Here is a 22,298-nt window from a genome sequence, read left to right on the forward strand (position 1 = left end):
CTCTGGTCTCGCGGGCTCCGACCTGACGGCGTTCGGTATGACGCCGGGTGCCGCGTCTGACGAGCCGGAAGGACTCGGCGGTCGCGAGTCCACGTTGCACTCGCCTACGCATGTTCACTCACGTGACCAGTCGCGGTTAAACGCTCCACGGTTGAACGCTGAGGAATTCCGTACACGCGCAGGCCACGTAATGCGCACCCAGTGGTGGCTCGCGGAAGGATCGCGCGCCGATGCTCCGCTCGCAGAAGTCCGTCGGGCAGTCTCGACCACCTCGTGGCTCACTGTGCCCCACTACGAGCAGGTCATTAACGACCTCGCCGCCGGTCGATCCTTGAACAGGAAGAACTGGCACTACGAGCCAGCCTTCTTCGACCGCGCCCACGAGAAGATCCGCGAGGCCGCCGCCCAGTTGCACAACCTTGACCACCCCGCTGCCGACCTCGTCCACCACTACATTCAGCAGGCGACCCACGTCGTCGACACGTTCACGCACGTACGCACCGACAAGGTCCACCCCGCCGAGGCCAACCAGACGTTCACCGACTGGTCATCCACGAAGTTCGGCCTACCCGAGCAGTCAGTTATCCAGGAGGCTTACACCCTCCTGGAGGCCCACCCCGCCTCTGGAGTCATCCGCACAACCAGACGCGCCAAAGAAGCGGAAACGGCTGCCAGTGAGGAACTGGGGCAGGTCGTCGAGCGGTGCCAGCGTCTTCTCGACGAGGTGACGACGGATTGGACGGTCTCAGTGAAGCCGATGCTGCCGGACTCGGTGGTCTCGTCTGCCCGCAAGGTCGTCTGGCTCTCTCAGCACCTCCGAGACTGGCCGACCCCCGAGGTCGCTCGGACCCTCGTGCACGAGATCGGCACACACGCCTACCGCACAATCAACGCCCAGTCCGCCTCGGGCACCATCGCCGGAGTCTTCCTAGGTCCGGATGCTCACCTGACCCAAGAAGGGCTGGCTGTCTGGTGGGAGTACCGACTCGGTCTCGGGTCGGTTGCCGCCCGTCGCTACGCCGCGCGAGTCGTCGCAGTCGACATCGCCCTTCACGGGTCCATCTATGACGTCTTCAACGTCCTCAGCCGCTACCTGCCCTCGCGTCTCGCCGCGACAACCGCGCTACGCGTCAAGCGTGGGCTCGCCGACCCGACCCTGCCGGGGGCGTACACGAAAGACCATGTCTATGCCTCAGGCCATCGTCTTGTCCGGTCCTATATCGCCGACCACGGCGAGGGAGTGTTGCCGTTGCTGATGTCCTCGAAGTGGGGCCTGTCGTGTCTGCCTCTCGTGGAGCAGATGCACACCGACGGCATGTTTGAAGGTGCAACCCGCGCCATGCCGACCGAACGCCTCCGCAACGGACTTTAGAGACCCGCTCTCAACCAGGTCCCTCAGATGAGCCCGCCGACACTAAGCCGCGTGGAGTGCTGAGTAGTGCCTCGACGACAAAGTGACCTAAGAGGTGTCGAGCGGGCAGCAGCACGCGACGCCGTAGCAGTCGCTGCAATCGTCGCGGAGTACGTCTACCTGCGCACCCGAGTCGTCCGCAGCCCAGACGCGCGGCGACGTCTCAAAGAAGCCACCGAACAAGCCCTCCGCCGCATCGAAACAAGGAGCAGGTGATGGACTTTCAGACCACCCGTGACATCAACCGGCTCCGCGACGCCGCCACCCGCTCGCGCCGCGTCAAGAACACGATCCTCGTCACCGTGACCGTGTTGTCTGTGCTCGGCCTTGGCGTGACGGCGTTCATCATCGCAGCCGTCGAGCATCGCACCGGCGCAGTCTCAGAGGTCTTCGCCCCCGAGCCAGCCGAAGCCACTAGCGCCGCAGCCGAAGGGGACACGCTCCCCAAGGTCGGCGAGTCCTCGATTCGCATCTGGTCCTGGGCCTACAACAAGGATGACAACGAAGTCATTGCCAACGTCATCGTCCGACGCCCCCGCAAAGAACAAACATCCGCGCAGGCCGTTTGGGCGCTCACCCCGGGCGAAGGTAAGCGACAGGTCGTCATGGGCGACACCACCTATAGCGCCAGAATCGTCCGGTCGACCGTCCGGTGGTGGGGTGACAAGGAACCCCAAGCCGAGTTCGCCTACGGAATCACCTGCCACCCTCGCGGTGAGTGGGTCGCTTGCCAAGGACCAGTGCTCGTCAAGAACGTCACCGAGGACCAACTCGGCGACCTGCGCTTGGCCACCGGTACCGCACCGTCCGTACGACCGACCGGGGTGACCGCCAGCATCGGGCTCAACCCTGAACGCGAGACCACTCCCTGTGCGGTTGCTTACTGCCCCTAGAACGTCAGCGGATAATTAGGTCTACAACCCGAGCGCGTGGTGGGAGACTTCTAGGGTCCGGGCGTTGACCGAACTGCTGATTGCACTCGAGCCAGCCAGCCGGGTCCCTCCATAGTTCCCCGCCAGTGGCGGCCGCGAGGACGTCGCGGTACCGGTCTAGCACTGACGCGCGGTGAAAGGTCTCTCTCGCACCAGACCCAGTCACCGGACGACCACGGCGCAACGCGACAGCAATCTCGTAAGCGGTGCGCAGAATGGTGTCCCCGTTCACCGGGTGGATGAACCAGCGCGCCGGGTTGAGTTCGTCCTCGCCGACAGGTGCGCCACCATTGAGGTGAGTTGCTTGCACTTCGGCCATATACGAACCCGTAACGTTCTCCGCCAGGTCAACTAGTTGGCTCATCTGCCGCAGCGCGACTCTTTCAGTGGCTGACTCATGCGCCTGTGGCTTCCCCCGCCCGTACCGGATGCGGTCCTCCCACAATGCGCTCGACGCGTTCCCCCGGTCATGAGACAGCAGGACGGGCAACACTCCCGGCGACCGGAAGAGCATCTCCACGCCCGGCAACATGACCTGCTCCGTTTCCCCGGAGGGTCCGGGTAGAGAGGTGAACAGGTACCGGTAGTTGATCGACACCACCAAAGGTGGCGTCGTAGTCGGCAGCGCAGTCAGATAACGCAGAACACGCTCGTCATCCTGGGTTCGTCGAGCCACCAGTGACGACCGATGTCCCGTCAGCGCGTGCGAGAGAGTCCGGTTCGAGGCGTGCCGCCACCCCAGCGCTTCTGCGATACGTGTCGCCGTCCGAGTTGGGGACAACGACCCGGGTCCGACAACCAGGATGAGGTGGACGTCGGGTCGGGCCAATGCGAGTGGGTCCTCCGGCACCGACATTGTTGGAGGAAGCGTCATCAGATGACGGGCGTTGATGACGACCTTGTTCCGCAGAAGAGCCGTGCCCCCGTGTCCCCAGCCACCGATGAAGTCAGCCTGCGAGGCTCGCAACGGCTCGACGATCCTGGCGATAAGTTCCATCCGCTCCCAACGAAATGCGTCCCACCGCACAAGGCGCTGGGACTCGTCCTCCTCGTCTGGGAGGAACCCCGGCGGCGGAACCGCCTTCTGCAACTCCCCGCCTACATGCTTCTTCCATGCATCTTCCGGCCCAGGGATGGAGTCGAGAAAGTCGTGCGTGCGTCGCGGACGGCGGTCAACCAGGGCATTCGGGCCGTACCAGCGCAGGAACTCGACACCCTGCCCACCGAGGTATGGCATGTGCCAGCCATGCACGATGTCGAACACCCTCGCCCGCCACCTGCCGATGTCCCCCGACTCTCGACACGACTGCAGGAGGGTCCTCGTGAAGTCCAAACCGTCGGGCTCAGTCTTCGACGCATCGACGACCAGTTCGTTGAACTGCTCCACCAGACCCACCAGGGAATTGCGCGGGTGCCAGACCGGGACAACCGGCCGCAACTCCTCATCACCAATATCGCCGAGGTCCATGATCTGCTCGGCGATGGGATAGAGACCGGCCTGGTGAAGTCGAAGCAGAGACTCCACCTTGGGGGCGTCTGGTCGAGGCTTCGGTCCCACCCAGTTGCCGACCGTGTTGATGCTCACCCCGAGCAGGTCAGCCAGTTCCTTCTGCGTCATCCCAGAGCCCTTGACAACCTCCCGCAAGCGAAGCCGCCACCGAGCAATGCCGTCCTGGATATCCACTGAACCTCTCCCCAGGCTGACGCGCCAGCGAAGGCGACACCGTCAATCCGTGTGCCTCACAGCGTCCCTTTGCCCGAGGTGGTCCAGCGCGCTGTGGTCGGGAACCTAGTGCACACGCAGTCGTTCGCGCCGAAAAACCCAACAGTCTGGGGGTGCCGAAACTGGATCCCAGCAGGGCCTGTGACTACTTCTAATGTCCCTAGTGAGGGACCACCTCCGGGGGCCAGGCCCGGAGCCTCACACGAAGAGGAGAGCGTCATGACGATGCGCAACACCGGCAACAACAAGTTGAAGTTGAACGGCAAGTTGGAGACCAGCGGCCGTACCGGCGACGGTCAGAAGAGCAAGATCGTCACCAACCGCGCCGACAACCGCACCGACACCTATTGGGGCGGTAAGGGGAAGCCGGACGGCAAGGGCCACGGCCACACGTGGGACAACCGACGCGACGGCGAGTCCGGGACCCGCAAGCCGCGATGACCCCACGTGACTGAACACTGACTCAGGCTCAAGCGTCGGGGGGGGGGGGGGGGCCCGGGCCCCCCCCCCCCCCGACCTGCTGTCTCAAGACAAAAATGCAGGCTCCGGCGCATGGCAGGAACTGGGAGTGAGTGGTTCAGCGATTCGCTCGCGCGCGGAGCATCTCCTCTCCTGTTCGACACCTCGAAACCCGAAAGGCCCGCCCGACCTGGCGTCTAGGGCGTGGCCTTCAGCGGGTAGTGCGCGCTCGTGGTGACTGTCGCGGTCCTCTTGCGGCGCTGCGTGCCGCCGCCTCCTACCGGAGAGTCGAGCGGAGCCGCAACGGCGGGGGCTGGCCCGGCAGCAGTACCAGTGCCTCTCCGATCTGCGCTGCCGTTGTTGTCGAGACGTGCGGAACGGAACTGACCCTTGGCGCACGGTCGACAGGTTCGCTCACGTGGCGCGCGGTGGGACGAGATGCGGAAAGTCGTACAGGCGAGGTGCTAAGAACCTTCTGTGCAGACTCCGGCTATAAAGCAGGCTCAGGCAGCCGGTCAAAGGTTGCGCTCATTGGTGCAGCGCCTCCTGTCCTGGCGTGCTCCGGCGCAGAGCGCACAGCCCGTCGACGGAGGTGTACAGAGGCGGCCTGTATGTGTGACGTACGCAGATGATGGGGTGCGCACAGTCTCGTGGGAGGTCAAGACGGACTCGGGCACGACGGTGACCGTCAAGCATCAGTATCCGGACGCGTTGCGCCACCACTATGCGCCAACTGGGACGAACCAAGACGTTCCGCTGTACGCCGGGCCTTTCAGGGTGGACGACGACCCGGATTCATTGATGGGCGTCGTCCAGTGGCGGTGGGGTCCGCGTCCGCGCATAGAGGCGTCCGGCCAACGAACCACCCGCGTCAAGGACATCAAAGACTTGCTCTCTGGGGCGAGCAGCGGTGACATGTGGACATCTCAATCTGTCCTCGATATCGACATGCCAAACGGCGTGCTGCCACCGACGTCGGGAGGAGATGAGCGCACTGAGGTGCCATCCTTGCCTGGCACGACGTCAACCCGCGTACAGGTTGAGCAAGAGGTTGGCCAGCAAACCCAACTAAGTCGGGCCACATTCGTCGTACCAAATGGATGGTTTGGTTTGGACGGCGGAAGGGTCTGTGACGCCCTAAGCCGAGAGGTTTTCTGGCGGGGGCGAACGACATGCACAGGCGCGGGGTGGGTGGTGACGCTCGACCGTGTCGGCGCGATGTCTGGCGACCAAGGGTTCCAAGCCCTCAAGGATGAGCAGGGGTTTCAGTTTACCCATGTCGGTGAGATCCGCCGGGCGGATGGTTCGTTGTTCGAGTCCGCTGATGTGTTCGGTGTGCTGGAACGCGTTCGGATCGGCCTTGACTTGGCCCTAGGAAGACGAGTCACCTGCGCGCTCCCCGTCGGCTACGTCGCAGACAAGCCTGTTTGGGCTCGGTGGCGGACCACGCTGCTGCACCCTTACCGCCACGTCGGGCAGGTTCTTGACGACACTGTCGCCGACGCACAGATCGCGAGCATCGTGAGTCTGATGCTCGAGGCGACCTCCGACGCCGTTGCGCTAACGGCCTTGAAGGCGGCCGTCGGCTACTACACCTCAGCGAACAATGATGTGACAACCGACCTGAGCGTTTCATTACCTGTCTCAGGTTTACAATTGATGGCTTACTACCATTTCGTAAGCAGCAACGCTGCCACATACTCGAGATCCCAATGGCGGACGGCTACTCCGAAAACGTCCGACGAGATCGGGCTCTTACTCGATGACCTCAAGGTCGATAGGGCAATACCGGCACACTTTCAGAATCTGATGGCGGCGCGCGCATCTATGTCTGCGCCGAAGCAATCCGGGGACGCACTGTCCACTATAATCGAGATGCGGAACGTCGTCACGCATCCCACCCGAGACCTGCCTGCCGAAACGTATAACCCGTACATGTGGTTTGAAGCGTCGACGCTCGCGCGGTACTGGTTGTGCCTTTCGGTGCTAAAGGAGATCGGCTACGCCGGTCCGCTAGCGAAGATTCATCAGAAGGGGCCGAGGTGGACCGGCCAGATTGTTAATCCGCCTTGGGCACCTTCACCGTCACCTTGACTTGGCAACGCCTGGACCCGTTCGTAGAGACGCCCCTGGTCGCGGCGGCGCGGCGAGTCGAGCGACCCACCCTCACCTCCGTATTGCGATGGTCGCGCTGGCGCGCGAAAGCGCTGCCCTCATGTAGGGTCAACTTCTCGAATCGAAGAGTAGGTGGCGTCTTCAGGCGCAGTGGGCAGATCTGGAGGCCTGGACACCACAGTCTCTGGTGGCCTGTGAGCACGCTGGGATTCCCACCCGCTCCTACGGTATCGCTGGACCGCTGGACCTGCATTCGTCGAAGGAGTGAGTGGATGAAGGTGCCGTCAGATCTCTTGTTGGAGATCGACTTTCAAGCCGTAGTTCGGGCAGAGTTGAGGGTGCGCAACAGATATCTTCCACCCAATGTCGCGGACGGCGCTTTGCGTGCTCATATAACTGAGGTCGCGCAGTGGCTCCGCACGGTACTTCGTCGTGAATTCATCCCCATGCAACAAGACATCGTACTCGCAAGGAAGGTCGGGGGTGGGTCACGCCCACTTCCGTTCTTGGGCTTGCGGGAGCGACTGGCGTATCGCGCGTTGATTGGCCTAGTCACTACTGTGGGCGACGGGTCTCGCGGCGATCATGGAGCATTCAGGAAGGCTCCGCTGGAGGTGGAAGATTGTCGGTATGTCTTGAAGACCGACATCGCAGCGTTCTATCAGTACATCGACCATGAGCGGCTGGTCGACGAAGTCGTGGCGCAGACCGGTGACGATCTGGCGATCAGTACGGCGATCGAATTGATGCAGGCCAGCAGCGGACGACGTTTCGGACTCCCCCAGATGTCGGTTGCCTCCGACGCACTAGCGGAGGTCTACATCGATCCGATGCGCCGCGACTTGGTTCGCGCTGGATATTCCGTCTGGCGCTTTGCAGATGACTTTCGAGTGGCGTGCCCGAACTACGGCTCGGCCCTCGCAGCACTCGAACTCTCGGAGCGTTCGGCCTATTCACTGGGCTTGGTGCTGAATGAATCAAAGACGTCGACGCCTGGACGCGATACGTACGCGGAAAGCCTGTCCGAGGTTGATCGCGCCGAGCGCGAACTGTTTGCCCTCGCGCACGGGGAGACGCCGTCCGCTGCAGATACCGAAGGCGAAGACAAAGACGAAGAAGACGACCAAGAGAGCGAAGTTCTGAGTATTGAGAACTTCTTCATGCTCGCTCTCCAGGACTACGACGATCTTGAAGACGATGAAGAGGAGTCGCTCGGTGACGTCGGCGGCGACGACGAGGACAAGGGCGTAGACACAGAGGACGCTGACGAAGAGGAGGCGGAGGATCCGGAGCCTCCATCCGAGCGTCAAGTGAGAGCAGCCCAGCATCTGTTGGAGTTGTGGGCCGACCGCCAAGACGACGGAGAACTTGCTTCCGAGATCGACTGGAGTCGCGCTGCCTGGTCGGTTCTGCTACGTAAGGCGCTCGCTGTCCTAAGCGATGCAAAGGATGAGGTCGGCATCGAGTACGTGTCGTCCCTGTTGGTTTACGAGCCAGACATAACGCCTCAAGTGTGTTCGTACATGAGCGCACTGGCCGACGCCTTTCCAAGCAGTGTGTCGTCAATCTTGGACGAGGTGTGTGAACGGCAGGTCGTGAGCGCATGGCAGTCCGTGTGGATCGCGTATTGCGCGGGCGCGGTGTCTACTCCCCGGGGCGGGGATCAACCAGGTCACGTCAGTTGGTTGCGAACACGCCTCAACGACTCTCATGGCTCAGTCGCCGCACAGGCTGCGCTGACACTTGCACAGCGTCGGCTTCTGGACGTCACCGAGGCCACTGAGACCTACGCGAGAGTCCCGGCCGTGCACAAGCAAACTGCGTTCCTCGCAATGGCAGCGGCGTCCGGTCAGGTCGGAAAGGAAGCGCCTAGCAACGATAAAATCGAGGCACTCCTCGCGGCGTGGGTGCAGAGCCAGCAGTGGGGTAGACCCGTCATTCCACGCACCTCGAAGAGGCGGAAGTAGGTCTAGCGTTGACCGCTTCCCCGCCCGTCGTAGTCAACCCTGATTGCGAGCGAGTCATCCGACTCATCATGATCACTGTCGCTCAACATACGAGGGCCGAACAAGCACTTGCAAGCAGCCTTCCAGTCGTGGGACGCCTAAGTGTCTTGCCCGCAGCGACTCAGTCGCAGCGAATTCGACGAGAGAGCGTCCTAGTCCGGCTCACCTCCTTGACTGAGGCGTTCACCTACGGACAACTGCAGGAGCGACTCGAGCGGTACGCTCCAGAACCTCGAAACAAGTTCGTTGACGGGTTGTACGCAGACGAAGAGCGCAAGGCCACGGGCAGTTGGGACGCGGCAAAGAAGGCGTTCAACACGTGGGGGCCCGGAGTGCAGTTGGGAGAATTCAAGCGCTGGAATGAGGTACTGGCCGTGATCGACGCGAGGAACGCCGTCGTGCACGGATTGGGTCAGTTCACCCGGCTGCAACGAAGAAAGCACTCCGCTCTGGCCGAGAGCAAGAAGCGTCTAGTGAAACTCGGCTATGCGATCGACGAATCGGACAACCGACTCATCACGACCTCGGTAGCGCTCCGCAACACTGGCGATCTTCTTCGTCAGTTCCTCGAGCATCTCGACGGGCAACTCACTGCCCACCCCTAGGTGACCTTCCCCACGCCAGGTCGGTCCTTCCGCGCTCACGTCTGCATTGCCCTCTCGTAATCCCGCTGCCGCCGTCGGGTCCGGTTGATCAGGTGCCAGCCCCAGCGACGTCCAACGAGGCCTCCCCGAACACGTCCATGGCGAGGTACTTGTGGCTGGGTTGGACGTCGGAGTGGGGCAGCGCGATGAGGTGTGCGCCGTGGGCGCGCAACGTGAGGTGTTTGGCGATGAGGGTGGTGAGACTGCCGCTGAGGGCTGCGAGGTCTGCTGCTGAGCCGTGGAAGGTAGGGGTGGAGCAGCCCCGTGTGGGGACGAGTTCGTCTTGGGGGTCGGGTTCCTCCCAGAAGTATCGGTAGCGCTCGAGGGTTCCGTCGGCACGGACGGTGTCGCGTAGGTGGTGGTCCATTTGGGTCATGGTGCGGGTGTCGCCTGGCGGGTTGATGGTGGCGTAGCCGAGGGTCCCTGTTCGTGCGTCGGTGGCGACTTGGGCGATGACGGCTGTGCGGTTCGGGTTGGCTGCGACGATGTTGAGTTGGTTGGTCATCTTGAGGCTGATGGTGGCGTCGATGATGAGGTCGCAGGTTGTGGCGAGGTAGGTCATATCGGCGATGGTGAGTGCTCCGGCCATCTCGATTTTGACGGTGTCGCTGATGGCGTCGAGGCGTTTGGCGAGGCCCGTGATTTTGGCGGCTCCGTCGTCTGTTTCGACGTAGTTTTGGCGAACGAGGAGCCCGCCTGTGACGCGGCCGTTGTCGCTGATGATGACCTTCTCGGCTCCGGCGCGGGTGGCGAACTCGGCGATCCAGGAGCCCAGACCTCCGCAGCCGAGGACTGCGATGGTCTTGTTGAGTAGTGAAGAGACGGGGCGGCTGGTGTCGCGTCTGGTGGTGACGTCGGTTCGTTCGTCCGAGACGTAGCACCACTGGATGGGGGCGCGTCCTTCGATGTACTCGGGGACGTACTCGATGAGCGGTTCGGTCCGCAGGGCTGCGAGTTGTCGAAGTTCGTCGGCTTGTTCCGGTACGAGTTCGAGGGCTAGCAGGTGCCGGGTCTTTCCTATGGGGTGTGGGACGGCGAGGAGTAGCCGTTGGGGGGTGCCGGGCGGGTTGCGGGTGGCGCTGGCGATGAGTGCGGTGACGAGTGCGGCGTCGGGTGTGGTGATGTAGGGCCTTGGTGGGCGCGGGAGGTTGTAGGTGGGTGGCCACTGCTCGCATGTGTAATGGCGTGCCTTGACGCGCGCTTGCTCGTACGGGCTCGGCCACTGGGTCAGGCTCGGGTCGATGGGTGGCTTGGCGTAGCGGTCGATGCCGAACGGTCTCGGGTTCTTGATGAGCGTGAGGAGTTGGCCGAGTGCATGGTGTCCGGCTCCGAGTGGCATGTCGGAGTCCATGAACAAGACCGGCACATGGGTGGTCTCGGTGGTGTCGCTGTCGTCGGCGGCGTTGTTGATGGTGAGGTCGAGCCGGGTCGGTGTGCGGCGATGTAGATAGGCGGTGGCGACGCGTGCTTTCGGGGTGGGTAGTCGTCGGACGACGATGGCTTGGCTCCGCAGCGTGACGTGCGGAACGCCCCCGACTGCGTGATAGAGGGCTGTGGTCGGGTTGAAGTCGTTCTGGGTCGCCTTGGTCATCCAGTCCCAGAGACGGTCTAGGACGCCGTCTTTCCCGTTGATACCCACGTCGGGGTTCCACTCGCGGGAGACGTCTAGGTAGAGGCAAAGGTAGAAACCGGAGAGGACGTGCGGCGTCCCCATGAACCGGTAGTGGTCCATCGTGACCGTCGGGGGCTGATCGTCGGTCGGAGCGATGAGAAGGACGAACTCCTCTACGGGCTTGAACGTGAACCCATCTGGCTTGGGGGCAGGTAAGTCGCCTGTCGCTAGCGAGAACTGGACCCAGAGGTTGCCGTCGGGGTCTGGGTGTTGGGCACCGACTGTGAGGAGGTCGGGTTGGTTCTTGGCTTGGGCGCGCAGGTCTGCCAGCGCTCGCCGTTGCCAGTTGGTGAGCGCTGGCTGTGTGTTCTTCTTCCTGGTCACCCGGCTTTTCCGCTGCGACCGGACGAGGTCTCGGCAGCCCCGGCACCTGCTGCGCCTGCGCCGGTGCTGGGGACTTGGTGGACTCCGTGGAGGTCGAGGACGTGGCCTTGAATCCGGTGCCGAACAGTTCTCGCCAGAGGTGGAGGCTCCAGGTCTCGTCGGTCTCGTCGAGTGCTTTCGAGACCTTGGCGTGGAGGTTCTGGATGTCGGTGCAGAATTGCTGGTACTCGTGGTCCTTCCACCGGTGCTCGAAGGTGGTGCCTTCGTTGGCCTCGACGACCGGGATGGTGGGGTTGTTCTTCGTCCAGGCGGCGAGGTCGGAGACGACGCGGGCGAGTGTGACGGGGATGTTGGAGTAGCAGTCGGCGTCGTCGAGGACGTTGTCCTCGGTGATGGTGTTGCCGACGATGGTGGTAAGGATGATTGAGACGGTGTCCTCGTACCAGCCCTTGTGGTCGCGGAGGTACTTCAGGAGTCGGATGACTCGCCGCATGTTGCCGTTTGCGAGTTCGTCCTTCTCCTTCATCCAGGCGGTGAACCCGTCGGAGTCGTTGGCTTCCCACTCGTCGGTCTCGGCGTTGATGATGTGCTCCCCGCCGTCTTCGAGGTTCACGTAGGGGACGACGTCGACGTGCATGTCGTTGGCGTAGGTAACGCGGACGCACCGGTTCTTCGCCTGGACCATCGATCCGTAGACGGCGTGGTCAGCGAGGGCCTGGTGGGCTGCGTCGTTGTAGTCGGCGGGTGACCAGCCTTCGATCTCTTCGAGTTCGAGCATGAAGTCCGCGTCGAACTCGACGTCCTTGGGCGGGTTGATGATGGTGCGCTGCGCCCACGACCCCTGCCGCTTCTTGCCGAGCACCGTCGCATCCGTGTCGGCGGCCTTGATGGCGGCGAAGATCGCGTCGACGCGGGTGCCGAGCAGTGCCAACTTTCCGTCGGGGAGGTTGACGGTGTCTTCGAGGAGGGACTTGAACTTCCCGGGGTGTTCCATCAGAGCGGCTCCTTCGTGAGGGTCGGGGCGCTTCCGTCGCGCCCCGGAGGGGCCGTATAGGTGGGTGCGACGTGGTCAGCGAACTTCGCGTCGAACTCTGGGCTGAGGTTTCTGCTCGCGCTTCCGGCGTGCCCGGCGACGTCGTCGGGGTCGATGCGGTCCAGGGCGAAGTCGCCGGGCGGGACAGTGACGTCGAGTTGAACGTAGTTGTCGAAGCCGATGAGGTGTCGGGCGATCCCGGTGGCGCTCGCGCTGCTGGCGGTGAGGATCATCGGCGTAGCGACCGTGGCCCACCGTCCGAGCCCGGCGTTGTCCAGTCGCTTCGAGTGATCGTTGAACGGCGTCATCGTTCCGACGTTCAGGACGCGGATCGCCTCGAGTGGGACGCCGAGCATGCTGCGCGCTTCGGCGATCGCGAGTACGGATGGATTATTCGCGAAGACGCCGCCGTCGACCAGGCGACCTCCGTCAACCTTCGCCGCCGGGAAGTACGTCGGCGCAGCCGACGTGGCGAGCGCGACGTCGACCATGGGGACTCGCCAGTCGCGGGTCAGGCGTGGACTGTGTGGGGTCTTGAAGATGTGAACCTCACCAGCCTGGACATCCCAGGACGGGATGAGCAGCCGCTTGACGCTCTGCCCGAGGATCTTGTCGCCCAGCACATTCGCGAGAGTCCCGCGCAGGACCTCACCGGAGTAGGCGGGGCGGGCGAGCCGACTGAGCCGCCACTTGCGCTGTCTCCGACGCGGGAACACCTGCCCGACCAGGTCGCCGTAGTGCTTGGCGATGTCGGCCGGGCGCAGGCCTGCCCCGAGTCCGAGCGCAATGATGCCCCCGGCCGACGTACCGGCGATGAGGTCGAAGTGGTCGACCACGCGAACACCGAGGTCTTCCTCGAACCTGGCGAGAACGTGAGCGGTGAATAGCGCCTTCGCTCCCCCTCCATCCAAGGTGAGGATCTGGAAGCGGTCACCTTCGAACGGCTCGGGAGCAGGACCAGTGGATGAGTGCCTGGGAATGGTCACCGATTCTCCTTTGCTTCGTCGGCGTCACTTGGAAGGTAGGGACTGCCACCGACAGTTCTGCGTGCCATCGGCATGCTCGGGTTGTGGTCGTACCGCGTGTCGGCGAGGTCGAGGCGCGGGCTGTCGCTAACGTTTGATTCGTCCCAGACGAGGCGCTGTCGCGGTAGTTCAGACATGCGGGCTCCCCAAGGCCGATGGCGTGGGGAAGAGACGCCTACGTCAACGACGCGATCGCGTCATCACCTTCGATGACAGCATTTCCGACGCGCGAATCTCGGCGACACGCCGACAGACGGTTCATTGAGGACAGTCGGGGATGTGGTTCCCACCGCGCTGCCACGTAGGAAGCGGCTGCCCGCAACGACCACACGTACTGCGGCCCTCGCGATCAACGTCGGCTGCTGTTTCTGGCTGGTTCCGAGCGCTTCTATGCGGTTTCGTCTCTGGCTCCTTGAGGCTCAGCCACATGGGGTGTGCTCATGGTTGCTACCGAAGCAGACGACGACGCCGCCTTCGCGGCTGCACGTCAAGAGTTCGGACGACGCGTCAGAGTGGCACGGCAGGCCAAGGGCGAGTCCTTGGAGAGGTTGGCCGAGGGCAGCAAATTGCTCTGGTCGTTCGTTTCCCGAGTCGAGCGCGGGCAAGGCAGCGTCACTCTGCGCAGCCTTCTCCGGCTCGCCTCAGCACTCGAGGTGGACCCTGCCGTGCTTGTTGAGGGACTTGTGGGCGCTCAGGATTGAGACTGGTGCCAGTGAGACGTCGCGGGTGATTCCAGAGCCGAGGCGGCGCTCGCCGCCGAGGCAACGGTTGCCCGGGGTCATGAAGGCCGAGGTTGATGCGACCCGCCGAGCGAGACGTCAACTTGACCTTCCTAAGTGGCTGTTCGGGTTTGGTCTGAGATGGTGTGGCTCGCCCGCTGGGATGCCCCGGCAGACGGGTCCACTTCCTGTCGTCGTCGAGTGCAGAGTGGAACTCACGACCCCGCTGATCAGGACATCGACGCCGTCCGGACCATCCACGACCACATCTAGCGCCGCATCGAGGAACTCATCAACTCCGTCACCAAGCCCAACGTCACACGCAAGACTGACCTCATGGCTGACACCAACCCTGCTGGGCCGCTGCGTGACGACGAGTTCGTCGTCATGGCGCTCACCGAAACAGACTGGCCCGCTGTCACGGCGATCTACTCGGCCGGGATCACCACCGGGCACGCGACCTTCGAAGCAGAACCACCCAACTGGGAGAACTTCGACCGCACCCGCCTACCCGACCACCGACTCGTCGCCATCGACGCAACGGGAACGGTCCTCGGTTGGGCTGCTGTCGTCGCAGTGTCCGACCGTTGCGTCTGCGCCGGAGTCGTCGAGCACTCCGTCTACGTCGCGCCAGGCTCCCAAGGCCGGGGCCTGGGAAGGCAACTCCTCGAAGCGATCGTGGAGTCCACCGAGCAAGCGGGCATCTGGACCATCCAGTCCGGCATCTTCCCGGAGAACAAGGCGAGTCTCGCCATCCATGCCGCAGCGGGCTTCCGAGTCGTTGGCACTCGGAGCCGGGTCGGCAAGATGACGTACGGCCCCATGGAGGGTAAGTGGCGTGACGTCGTCCTCGTTGAACGCCGCAGTGAACGCGTCGGGCTCTGACGGCGGCGGGATCAGACGCCTAGTCGCAAGGTCCAGTCCTGGGCATCAACGAACTGCGGGAGCGTCATCCAGGGCACACCCATCTCCTCACACACGTCAGGGATCCTCGGTTTGTTGATATTGCGAGGGGTCTCTTGAGTCACGACGGTGCCGTCGCGGGCGTAGGCCAAGGCGATGACGAACGGGTCGGCCCCGTTGCGGGGGCCGCCGCCGCTACCTAGAAGCCGGGGGTGTCTAGCGAGGATGTCGCGGGTGGCGAGTTGGATGTCGCGTGAGAGCGGAACGAACATGTCGGAGCAGCGCTTGGCCCAGACGGTGGCCTCGTCTGACTTCCGTTTGAGTTCGCGTTTGACCTCGTCGACCGCGCGTACCTGGCCGGTGTGGATCATGCCTTCGATGGCGTCCCAGATGGGCCCGAAGGTCGTAGGGATGAAGATGTCGCGGCGTCCGTTGATGATCGCACTCGTGTCGAACGAGTAGGTCTCGAACAGGGTCGGGGTGTCGTCCTCCGGCAAGGGCTAGATCCTTGCCTTCGCGGCGAGATCGGGGATCTGGTTGACCTTCACGTCGAGATAGGTAGCAGCAGTTGTAGAGTCGATGAGGGCGCGGCGGTGGGCTCCGGTGACGGTTCGGACGTAGCCCTTGCCGAGGTCGCGGGCCTTGTTGATGTAGAAGTTCCCGCCGCCGGGTTTGGCGCGATGGATCTCGTCGCGGCGGTAAGTGTCGCGGAACCTCTGGTACTGGGTTGCTGGGACCCGGCCGAGGGTGACGAGCCGCCGCAGGAACGACTCGGCGCTGACTCCATAGGGCTTGGCGGCGTCAACGAGGTCGGCGAGGGTCCAGGGCTCGCCGGGAGAGTGGTTGGCGACGAGGTCGGACGCGAGCACCGTGGCGGCAGGCATGAGAATGTCGGCAGCGATAGCGTTGCAGCGGGCTTCGACCTGGCGGTTCTCGCTGACAGCCCGCTGGTCGGTGCGGGTGTCGCAGAGTCCGGCTGTGTGGAGCAGGAGATGGGCGTACTCGTGCAGGAGTGAGAACAGTCGACCGCGCGGGTAGTCAGCCCCGTTTAGGACAATGACCGGGATCTCGTCGAAGTAGAGCGAGAAGGCACGCATCTCGTCCGGGGAGACGCGCCCACCTGCGGTGTGCATGACGAGCACGCCGGTCTCTTCCAGTGCGGCGGTCCAGTAGCCGAGGTGTGTGTACTCGTCGGCTGAGGGGCGCGGGTAGGTCAGCGGCGCTCCCCCCTCAAGGAGGTCGCGGGCCTCGCGGGCGATGGCTGTGTTGTCGGCAATGTTGTCGGCAATTGTGAGCCGCCACGCCCGGGAGGCGGGCTGGTGGTCAAGTTCGGCGATCTCGAGCAGGGCGTCGCGTTGATCGTGAGCCCGTCGGTATTCGGCGTGCAGGTCGGCCGACCATTCGCCGGATGATCCGAGCGCCAAGCGTCGGAAGTCGCGCAGCGTCTCAAAGCCCTGCGGCGGCTCAGGCAGAAAGAACACCCCGAGCGGCCGGTTGTAGACCTCACAGGCGCGACGCAGTTCGGCGATGGTGGGGGCGCGTTCGCCTGTCTCCCACTGCTCGACCCGCCCATCGGGCACCCCGATCTTTCGGTCAGCAGCCTTGGGCTCGAGGTTCGCGGTGCGGCGAGCCCAGATCAGCAACTGGGGCTCGACGAGTGCCTTCACGGACGCCACAGGATGCATCTTGGGCACAAGACGGAGCCCTGTCTCAGGATTTCGGCGTCGTGGTTCTACGCGTCGTAGAGATTCGGGACGATGAAGAACGTCGTTTGTCTTCGTACGACGGTCGAAGAACTCACTCCCCCACCCACGGCCCCCAGGGCAGGCCCTCCGCTGGAACTGTTCCCAAGCGCGACAGTCGGCTTACCCGCACCAACTTCTGGCGTTGGAACTGACCGACGTAATGACCAGGGCTCCGCCGGACATCGTGACGCCGTGGGTGAGGGTGATCGCTCGGACACAATATGGATGGAAACTCTTCCTGGAACTCCGCCCGAGCCAGTGGTCAAACAGGCCATTGATTGGCTACTTCGGGTTCTTCCTGTCCGCTAGGATCGGCTCTACGTCCCATTCGATGCAGGACCGTTGCCACCGGCCAACATCGCCGCCCTCCGCAGGGACAAGCCAGAATTCTGGGTGCCCGAAGGTTGTGCGGCTGTGGGTCGCGATGACCTCTTTGATGTCGTCGCTGTCCTGGGCTTCGCTCGGGTCGATGAATCCCGGGCGCGGTTGCCAGATGCGGAACGCGGTGCGCCCACGGCCCTGCCGCCTGAGTGCGTGAGCGTGGGGTTCCCGCTTGCCCGCAGGTGAGTCTGTCGGCTGCGCGTGGTTCATGGTCGTGTCCCTTCAAGACGCGTTGCGGGCGCGGAAGACGTCAACGTAGGCGTCAGGGCTCTCGCACGTCACAATCGCTGGCACGGTGCGCCACACGACATCCGTCTGGATGGCTCCGGTGGCGAAGTCGATGCTGGTCACCTTCACCGTCTTGACGCGTGCTGTGCCGGTGGCTGTCGTGGTCCGCTCCACAGTGAACGGGAAGCCTGGCGCTCCTGCGTGCTGGTAGGCGAAGCCCCACGAGCGCACGTCACCGTCGAGCCACGACTCGAGCCGGTGCTCTGAGACGAAAGGTTGGTCACCCGCGCTGGCGCTACTACCGCTCCGGTATGGCGACCCCTCCTCGAAGCGCATCTTGGACTCCACGCTGCTGATGGATGCAAACCCGCTCGGCTTGAAGGGCGGATACCGGAACGAACGCGGCTTGCCATCAGCGAAGGTCTGCGCCGGACGGTCGGGATTCGTCGCGTCTCCTCCCGCGTAACGAACGGCGTCATCGGCTGTGCGGCAACGGATGGGACCGGTGTTTTCCTGTGCGCAGGCATCCCAGGTCCAGAACGGGCGGGTGCTGGTCGCTCCCGCCCCGGTCGTCCATCCCCAGCCTGACGGAGGCTGGCAGAAGACCGAGCCGAGGATGGTCTTAAGGTCATCTTCGGCACCGCCACAGCGAACGATTCGGTCAGGACGGTCTGTGCCGGGGTAGGCGCGTGACACGCACGGCAGCCGACGCGAGAGCAGGTCGACTACGTAGAGCCCGAGGTTATTCATCACCGTGTCCACACGCAGCGCGTCTTCGCTTCGTGCACAGGCAGCAGCGGAGCCCTCGCCGTACCGGTCGCCCGCCCAAGCGGTAGTACGGGACTTCGACACCATGAGTCGCGTCGCCGAAGGTCCCTCGGCGTTGGTGATGGTTCCGGAGACCTTTGCGCTGCACCAGACGGGGGTGTCGACTGGCCGTGGAGGGTAGTTGCAGCCGGTTGTGATGGTGCCGGGGACGAGAGCACCGTCGGCGTCTACGGCGGCTTGCCACCATGCTGCTGTGGCGTGCCAGTCGGCTTGCCCGCCGACGTTCCGTGGTGGGCATGAGAAGTGGACCCATTGGCCGAGAACCATGCTGTCTGTCGCCCAGCCGCTGTGCTCGATGAGGAAGATGCTGCCCAACCGCCAGGCGCAGCCGTCGCAGGGTGGCGCGGTGGGTGCCCCGCCACCCCGCCTGGTGGTGGTTGCCCTGTTCCTGGATCTGGCGTGGTGCCGGTGCCTCCACCGATGGGCGGAATGCCGCCGTCAGCGTTCGCGGGCGTGGTGAGGCCTGCGAGGAGCAGAATGGTGAGCAGGGTGACGATAACGGTCTTGATGGTGCGCATCGGTCAGCCCTCCACGGTGTCAGCAGGGCTGACGGAGTAGTTGACGACGTACCAGGGAGCAGCCTTGTCGCCGGAGGGCAGCACCCACAGCAAGACGTCCTGGGTTAGTGCCTGCTCGGCTGTGGCTCCGGCTTCGGTGTAAATCCAGGTCGCGGTGGCTTGGAAGGCGAGCCGGATGGCCGGTGCACCGGCGTGCGTGCTCATCTCGATGTCCGGCGTGGTGACTGAGTTGAGCACCGCACCCGTGCCCGTGATGGTCTTGGTCCGCAGGTTGTCAGGCATGACCTCGAGAGCCGGGCACATCTCGACGGTGACGAGGCCAGCCGCCTCGCACTGGGCCTTGCGGGACACCTTCTTCATCAGTGCCTCCGAAAGAGGCAGGGCCGCGACAGCCTCGAAAGGCTCCTGGCGGCCAGCGACCACGTCGCCGTTGCCGAGGGTCAGGCCGCCCCAGCGCAGCGCCAGGTCCTCGAGGCCCTCGGTCGTGCCAAAGACCTTCTCGACCTCGGCGTCAACGACAGCGGTCGGAGCAGGCTCAGGAGTGGTGATCGGTTGTGCACCCGGGGCCGGAGTGCTGTGCACCGGTGCGGGCGTGCTCGGCGCGGCCTCGACTGGCGGAGTCGTCGGGCTGGTCAAAGCGACGCCTGCGACGAGAGCCGCAACGACGCCCGGGATGGCAACGACTGCCGCCACCAGGCTCTTCTTCATCTTCACGGGGGTTGCCTTCCTAGGCGGTGACCAAGATGCGAATCATCTTGTGTGCACAAGATAAGTCAATTCACCGACAGGTGGTCGACACCGCTTCGGACGCCTACAGCGCTAGACCTGCAGGCGTCCGACACCGCCAGGACGCCGTGTCCTGTCGGTGTTCCCCGGTACCGTCCCGGATCTGCCGATGACCAGGTCAGACGCGCTGGACAGGTCAGCGCAACCGCCCTGAGGACAACCCCATGACAACGACGAACACGAACGAGCCCACGAAGGCGCGCACTCCGCGCTCCCAGTCGAAGGGTGTCCAGGAACTCAAGTCGGGGCGCTTCCGCGCGCGCTATCTCAATCCCGACAAGACTCGAATCACGCTCGGAACCTTCGACACTCGCAAGGAGGCCGAAGACGCAATCCTGCTGCGGAAGGCCTCTCACCTGCGGGGTCAGTGGACTCCCAATCGGGGCACCGAGGTCCCCCTGTCCGCCGTGTGGACCACCTACCTCAGCGACGAGGAGAACGACACGGAGTCAGGGGCCGTGCACCGCAAGCGCGCTCAGTTCGAGCGCCGCGTCATCACCGGCGAAGGGCTAACCCGAGCCGAGAAGGCCGCAATCAAGGACGCTCGCGAGAAGGCAGAGGCTGCCGGGCGAAGATTCGACCCCGCCTCCGTCAAGCACAAGCGCACCGTGCTCGGCGACTACCCGATCACGACAATCACGCTGCCGACAGTTCGCGCCTGGGTCCGCGAGATGATCACGGAGGGTCTCGCGACCAGCACCATCGAGTCTCACTGGGACATGCTCTCGGCGCTACTGAAGTTCGCAGTCGAAGAGGGGCACCTCCCCGAGCACCCCCTGGAGGGACGAACGCCCAAGATCTCGTCCAGCAAACGCCGCGACGATGAACGAGCACCGTTCTTCCTGACGCTGCGGGAGATGGTCGCGATGACCCAAGCGGCGCTTCCGAGAGACGCCCTGTTCATGGAGACGATCTTGTGGAGTGGTTGCCGCCAGTCCGAGGTTCTAGCCCTCGATGGCCCCGATGTTCAGGTCCGGGCAGGACTCGTCCGCATTGACGAGGCCACCACCACCGACAAGGCCGACCGCAACAAGGTCGTCTTGAAGAACACCAAGACGAAGTCGTCTACTCGGAGGGTTCCACTCCCCCGGCCAATCGTGGAGGCCCTTGCTCGTCGAGACGATGGGCCTGGCATGCCTCTCTTCCCTTCGAGGAAGGACCCGGCGAAGCACTGGGACGACCGACGCGCGAGCGATGCATGGACCTACGCCCGGACCCGAGTCGGAGGGGACTTGGTCGGCAACCCGGACCACGACGACCTCGGGCGGCAGCGGCCTGCTCGGGAGCATGACGCTCGCGGCACTGTCACGTCCCTCCTGTTTTCGCTGGGGGCAAGCCTGCCGGAGGTTATGACCTTCGTTGGCCACGGTGACTCGAAGACGACCTTGGAGACCTATGCGACCGTCCAGGAGTGGGACCAGTTCGACCCGCTGGTGCTCGAAGTGAAGGCCATGGGCCTTCCTCTTGCTGAAGCGTGGACGATCCTCTACACACGCGCATGGGAGACTTACGGAGACGACGCGTGGACCCTCGTCGGGGCTGCCGATGAAGGCGAATGACGGTCTAGACCGCCACTCGCTCCGGGGGCCTTAGGACACGTTAGGACACGCGGCCCCACTGGGCACTCAACAAAAGTGGCCCCTGGCCTGCGAACACGCAGGTCAGGGGCCACTTTTGAAGTTGACAACGGCCCGGTGCTGGTCGGTTGCGGGGAACTCCCGAGATGTTCCCCGGAACCGACAAGCACACGGACCGCTGGCGGCCTGGACACGTAGGCCTTCGAAGGGCCGCCCGATGTGGGGACCGACGGCTGATCCTTCTTGCACAAGTCTGCAACACGGGTCCGGTCAGCGCGACCAGGGGCCGTCCTCACAAATGTGCATTGCACAAACCTGCAGTCGAGACGGGGTCAGCCCCGGTAGGCCGACCACATCTGGGAGGCCCGGGAGCTCTGCCCCTCGGTGAACATCGTGTAGCAGCTGTCGTAGCTGTAGTCCATGAAGTTGTGGATGGGGTCGAGGCCGGGCAGTGAGCAGGAGTCGCGGCCGGCGGGGCAGCCGGAGGTGGAGCTGGACTGGGCCGGGGTGTCGGAGACCTCGTCGTTGGTGCTGGTGCATCCGCCCTGGAACGTGTGGTAGAGCCCGAACCAGTGTCCGGCCTCGTGGGTCGCGGTCTCCCCGAGGTTGTAGTTGGTGGCCGAGCCTCCGGGCAGCGACGAGTACTGGACGCGGATCCCGTCGATGTCGGGGTCCGAGGAGTAGTCCCACGGGAAGGTCGCGATGCCGAGGTAGTCGAAGTCGACCAGCCAGATGTTCAACGCGTTCGCGCCCCCCTGGCGGGTCTGGGCCCGGTAGATCTCGCTCTGCTGGTCCTGGTGCCACGCGGTGTTGGAGTACCGGTCGGTGCCGGCGAGATAGAAGCTGAAGCCGGTGTCGGCCGCCTCCGCGGCCTTGCCGCCGGCGAAGCTGACGTTCATGACGTCGATCTGCTCGGCGATCTGCGCGTCGGTGACGTCGCCGTTGCCGGACGCGTCGCGCATCACGTGGACGTAGACCGGCACCGACGCGGCCGCCGCCGACGCCCCGCGACGCGACGTGCCCTGCGCCGCCAGCCGGCCGGCCACGTCCTCGCGGATCCGCTCCTGCTCGAGCGCGCTGATCTCGCGGTGGTCGTGGGCGTGGCCGCCGCCCCGGGCCGCGGCCGCGTCGTCGTGGGCGTCGCCCGCGAGGCACGCACCCGAGCTCTCCGAGGGCACGAGCGCGGTGGCGGACGGTGCGGAGAAGGCCAGGACGCCGACGCCGAGGGCGGCAGCGGCGGCGAGACGGAGGGGGCGGTGGTAGCGCATG

General features: G+C 64.2%; 18 protein-coding genes and 1 pseudogene. 10 read left to right on the forward strand and 9 right to left on the reverse strand.

Annotation, left to right across the window (positions count from 1 at the left end):
- Positions 1-190 precede the first annotated feature (190 nt).
- Together V7S47_RS20910 and V7S47_RS20915 are read left to right on the forward strand one after the other, a co-directional pair.
- Positions 191-1,372 carry a tyrosine/phenylalanine carboxypeptidase domain-containing protein gene (locus V7S47_RS20910; RefSeq protein ID WP_336563380.1) on the forward strand — a complete coding sequence of 394 codons (1,182 nt, stop codon included), beginning with the start codon at positions 191-193 and terminating at the stop codon, positions 1,370-1,372.
- A gap of 254 nt (positions 1,373-1,626) precedes the next feature.
- On the forward strand, positions 1,627-2,304 hold the full coding sequence (locus V7S47_RS20915; RefSeq protein WP_336563381.1) for a hypothetical protein: 678 nt from the start codon (positions 1,627-1,629) through the stop codon (positions 2,302-2,304).
- A 4-nt stretch (positions 2,305-2,308) separates the two neighbouring features.
- On the opposite strand, the gene V7S47_RS20920 is transcribed toward V7S47_RS20915, so the two are convergent.
- A complete protein-coding gene (locus V7S47_RS20920) occupies positions 2,309-3,961 on the reverse strand; it encodes a helix-turn-helix transcriptional regulator (protein ID WP_336563382.1) in 1,653 nt (550 codons plus the stop codon).
- Between the two features lie 324 nt (positions 3,962-4,285).
- On the opposite strand from V7S47_RS20920, the gene V7S47_RS20925 reads away from it, so the two are divergent.
- The 4 genes from V7S47_RS20925 to V7S47_RS20940 all read left to right on the forward strand — a co-directional run bounded on the left by V7S47_RS20925 (position 4,286) and on the right by V7S47_RS20940 (position 9,251).
- Positions 4,286-4,507, forward strand: coding sequence for a hypothetical protein (locus tag V7S47_RS20925; RefSeq protein WP_336563383.1), 222 nt, complete (start codon positions 4,286-4,288; stop codon positions 4,505-4,507).
- A 1,209-nt stretch (positions 4,508-5,716) separates the two neighbouring features.
- Positions 5,717-6,619 (forward strand): hypothetical protein, encoded by a 903-nt coding sequence (locus V7S47_RS20930; RefSeq protein WP_336563384.1) that lies wholly within the window; start codon positions 5,717-5,719, stop codon positions 6,617-6,619.
- 467 nt (positions 6,620-7,086) lie between these two features.
- A complete protein-coding gene (locus V7S47_RS20935; RefSeq protein ID WP_336563545.1) occupies positions 7,087-8,607 on the forward strand; it encodes an RNA-directed DNA polymerase in 1,521 nt (506 codons plus the stop codon).
- 209 nt (positions 8,608-8,816) lie between these two features.
- On the forward strand, positions 8,817-9,251 hold the full coding sequence (locus tag V7S47_RS20940; protein ID WP_336563385.1) for a hypothetical protein: 435 nt from the start codon (positions 8,817-8,819) through the stop codon (positions 9,249-9,251).
- Positions 9,252-9,339: 88 nt separating this feature from the next.
- Here the strand turns inward: V7S47_RS20940 and V7S47_RS20945 are convergent, their stop codons facing one another.
- Complete coding sequence (locus tag V7S47_RS20945) at positions 9,340-11,286, reverse strand: ThiF family adenylyltransferase (protein ID WP_336563386.1); 1,947 nt, start codon at positions 11,284-11,286, stop codon at positions 9,340-9,342.
- A 190-nt stretch (positions 11,287-11,476) separates the two neighbouring features.
- Here V7S47_RS20945 and V7S47_RS20950 point away from each other — a divergent pair, with 190 nt between their 5' ends.
- Positions 11,477-11,713 (forward strand): hypothetical protein, encoded by a 237-nt coding sequence (locus tag V7S47_RS20950; RefSeq protein WP_336563387.1) that lies wholly within the window; start codon positions 11,477-11,479, stop codon positions 11,711-11,713.
- A gap of 99 nt (positions 11,714-11,812) precedes the next feature.
- Here V7S47_RS20950 and V7S47_RS25705 read toward each other — a convergent pair.
- Positions 11,813-12,280: pseudogene (locus tag V7S47_RS25705) on the reverse strand (SMODS domain-containing nucleotidyltransferase); the annotation flags it as partial.
- Positions 12,280-13,305: a CBASS cGAMP-activated phospholipase gene (locus V7S47_RS20955; RefSeq protein ID WP_336563388.1), complete on the reverse strand. Its 1,026-nt coding sequence runs from the start codon at positions 13,303-13,305 to the stop codon at positions 12,280-12,282. The gene V7S47_RS20955 and the pseudogene V7S47_RS25705, both read right to left, overlap by 1 nt.
- Positions 13,306-13,784: 479 nt before the next feature.
- On the opposite strand from V7S47_RS20955, the gene V7S47_RS25710 reads away from it, so the two are divergent.
- Both V7S47_RS25710 and V7S47_RS20960 read left to right on the forward strand, forming a co-directional pair.
- Positions 13,785-14,045, forward strand: a complete 261-nt coding sequence (locus V7S47_RS25710; protein ID WP_442945370.1) for a helix-turn-helix domain-containing protein — start codon at positions 13,785-13,787, stop codon at positions 14,043-14,045.
- A gap of 354 nt (positions 14,046-14,399) precedes the next feature.
- Positions 14,400-14,948, forward strand: coding sequence for a GNAT family N-acetyltransferase (locus tag V7S47_RS20960; RefSeq protein WP_336563389.1), 549 nt, complete (start codon positions 14,400-14,402; stop codon positions 14,946-14,948).
- 11 nt (positions 14,949-14,959) lie between these two features.
- Here the strand turns inward: V7S47_RS20960 and V7S47_RS20965 are convergent, their stop codons facing one another.
- The 4 genes from V7S47_RS20965 to V7S47_RS20980 form a co-directional block, all read right to left on the reverse strand.
- Complete coding sequence (locus tag V7S47_RS20965) at positions 14,960-15,463, reverse strand: DUF4411 family protein (RefSeq protein ID WP_336563390.1); 504 nt, start codon at positions 15,461-15,463, stop codon at positions 14,960-14,962.
- Between the two features lie 3 nt (positions 15,464-15,466).
- A complete protein-coding gene (locus V7S47_RS20970; RefSeq protein ID WP_336563391.1) occupies positions 15,467-16,633 on the reverse strand; it encodes an XRE family transcriptional regulator in 1,167 nt (388 codons plus the stop codon).
- Between the two features lie 681 nt (positions 16,634-17,314).
- Entirely contained in the window at positions 17,315-18,082 is a 768-nt protein-coding gene (locus tag V7S47_RS20975; protein ID WP_336563392.1) for a hypothetical protein, read from the reverse strand.
- A gap of 587 nt (positions 18,083-18,669) precedes the next feature.
- Complete coding sequence (locus tag V7S47_RS20980; protein ID WP_336563393.1) at positions 18,670-19,380, reverse strand: hypothetical protein; 711 nt, start codon at positions 19,378-19,380, stop codon at positions 18,670-18,672.
- Positions 19,381-19,616: 236 nt separating this feature from the next.
- Between V7S47_RS20980 and V7S47_RS20985 the strand changes: the two genes are divergently transcribed.
- A complete protein-coding gene (locus V7S47_RS20985; protein WP_336563394.1) occupies positions 19,617-21,011 on the forward strand; it encodes a tyrosine-type recombinase/integrase in 1,395 nt (464 codons plus the stop codon).
- Between the two features lie 350 nt (positions 21,012-21,361).
- Here the strand turns inward: V7S47_RS20985 and V7S47_RS20990 are convergent, their stop codons facing one another.
- Entirely contained in the window at positions 21,362-22,297 is a 936-nt protein-coding gene (locus V7S47_RS20990) for a zinc metalloprotease (protein ID WP_336563395.1), read from the reverse strand.
- Position 22,298 lies beyond the last annotated feature (1 nt).

Source organism: Nocardioides sp. CCNWLW216, from assembly GCF_037120545.1.
GTDB lineage: Bacteria > Actinomycetota > Actinomycetes > Propionibacteriales > Nocardioidaceae > Nocardioides > Nocardioides lianchengensis.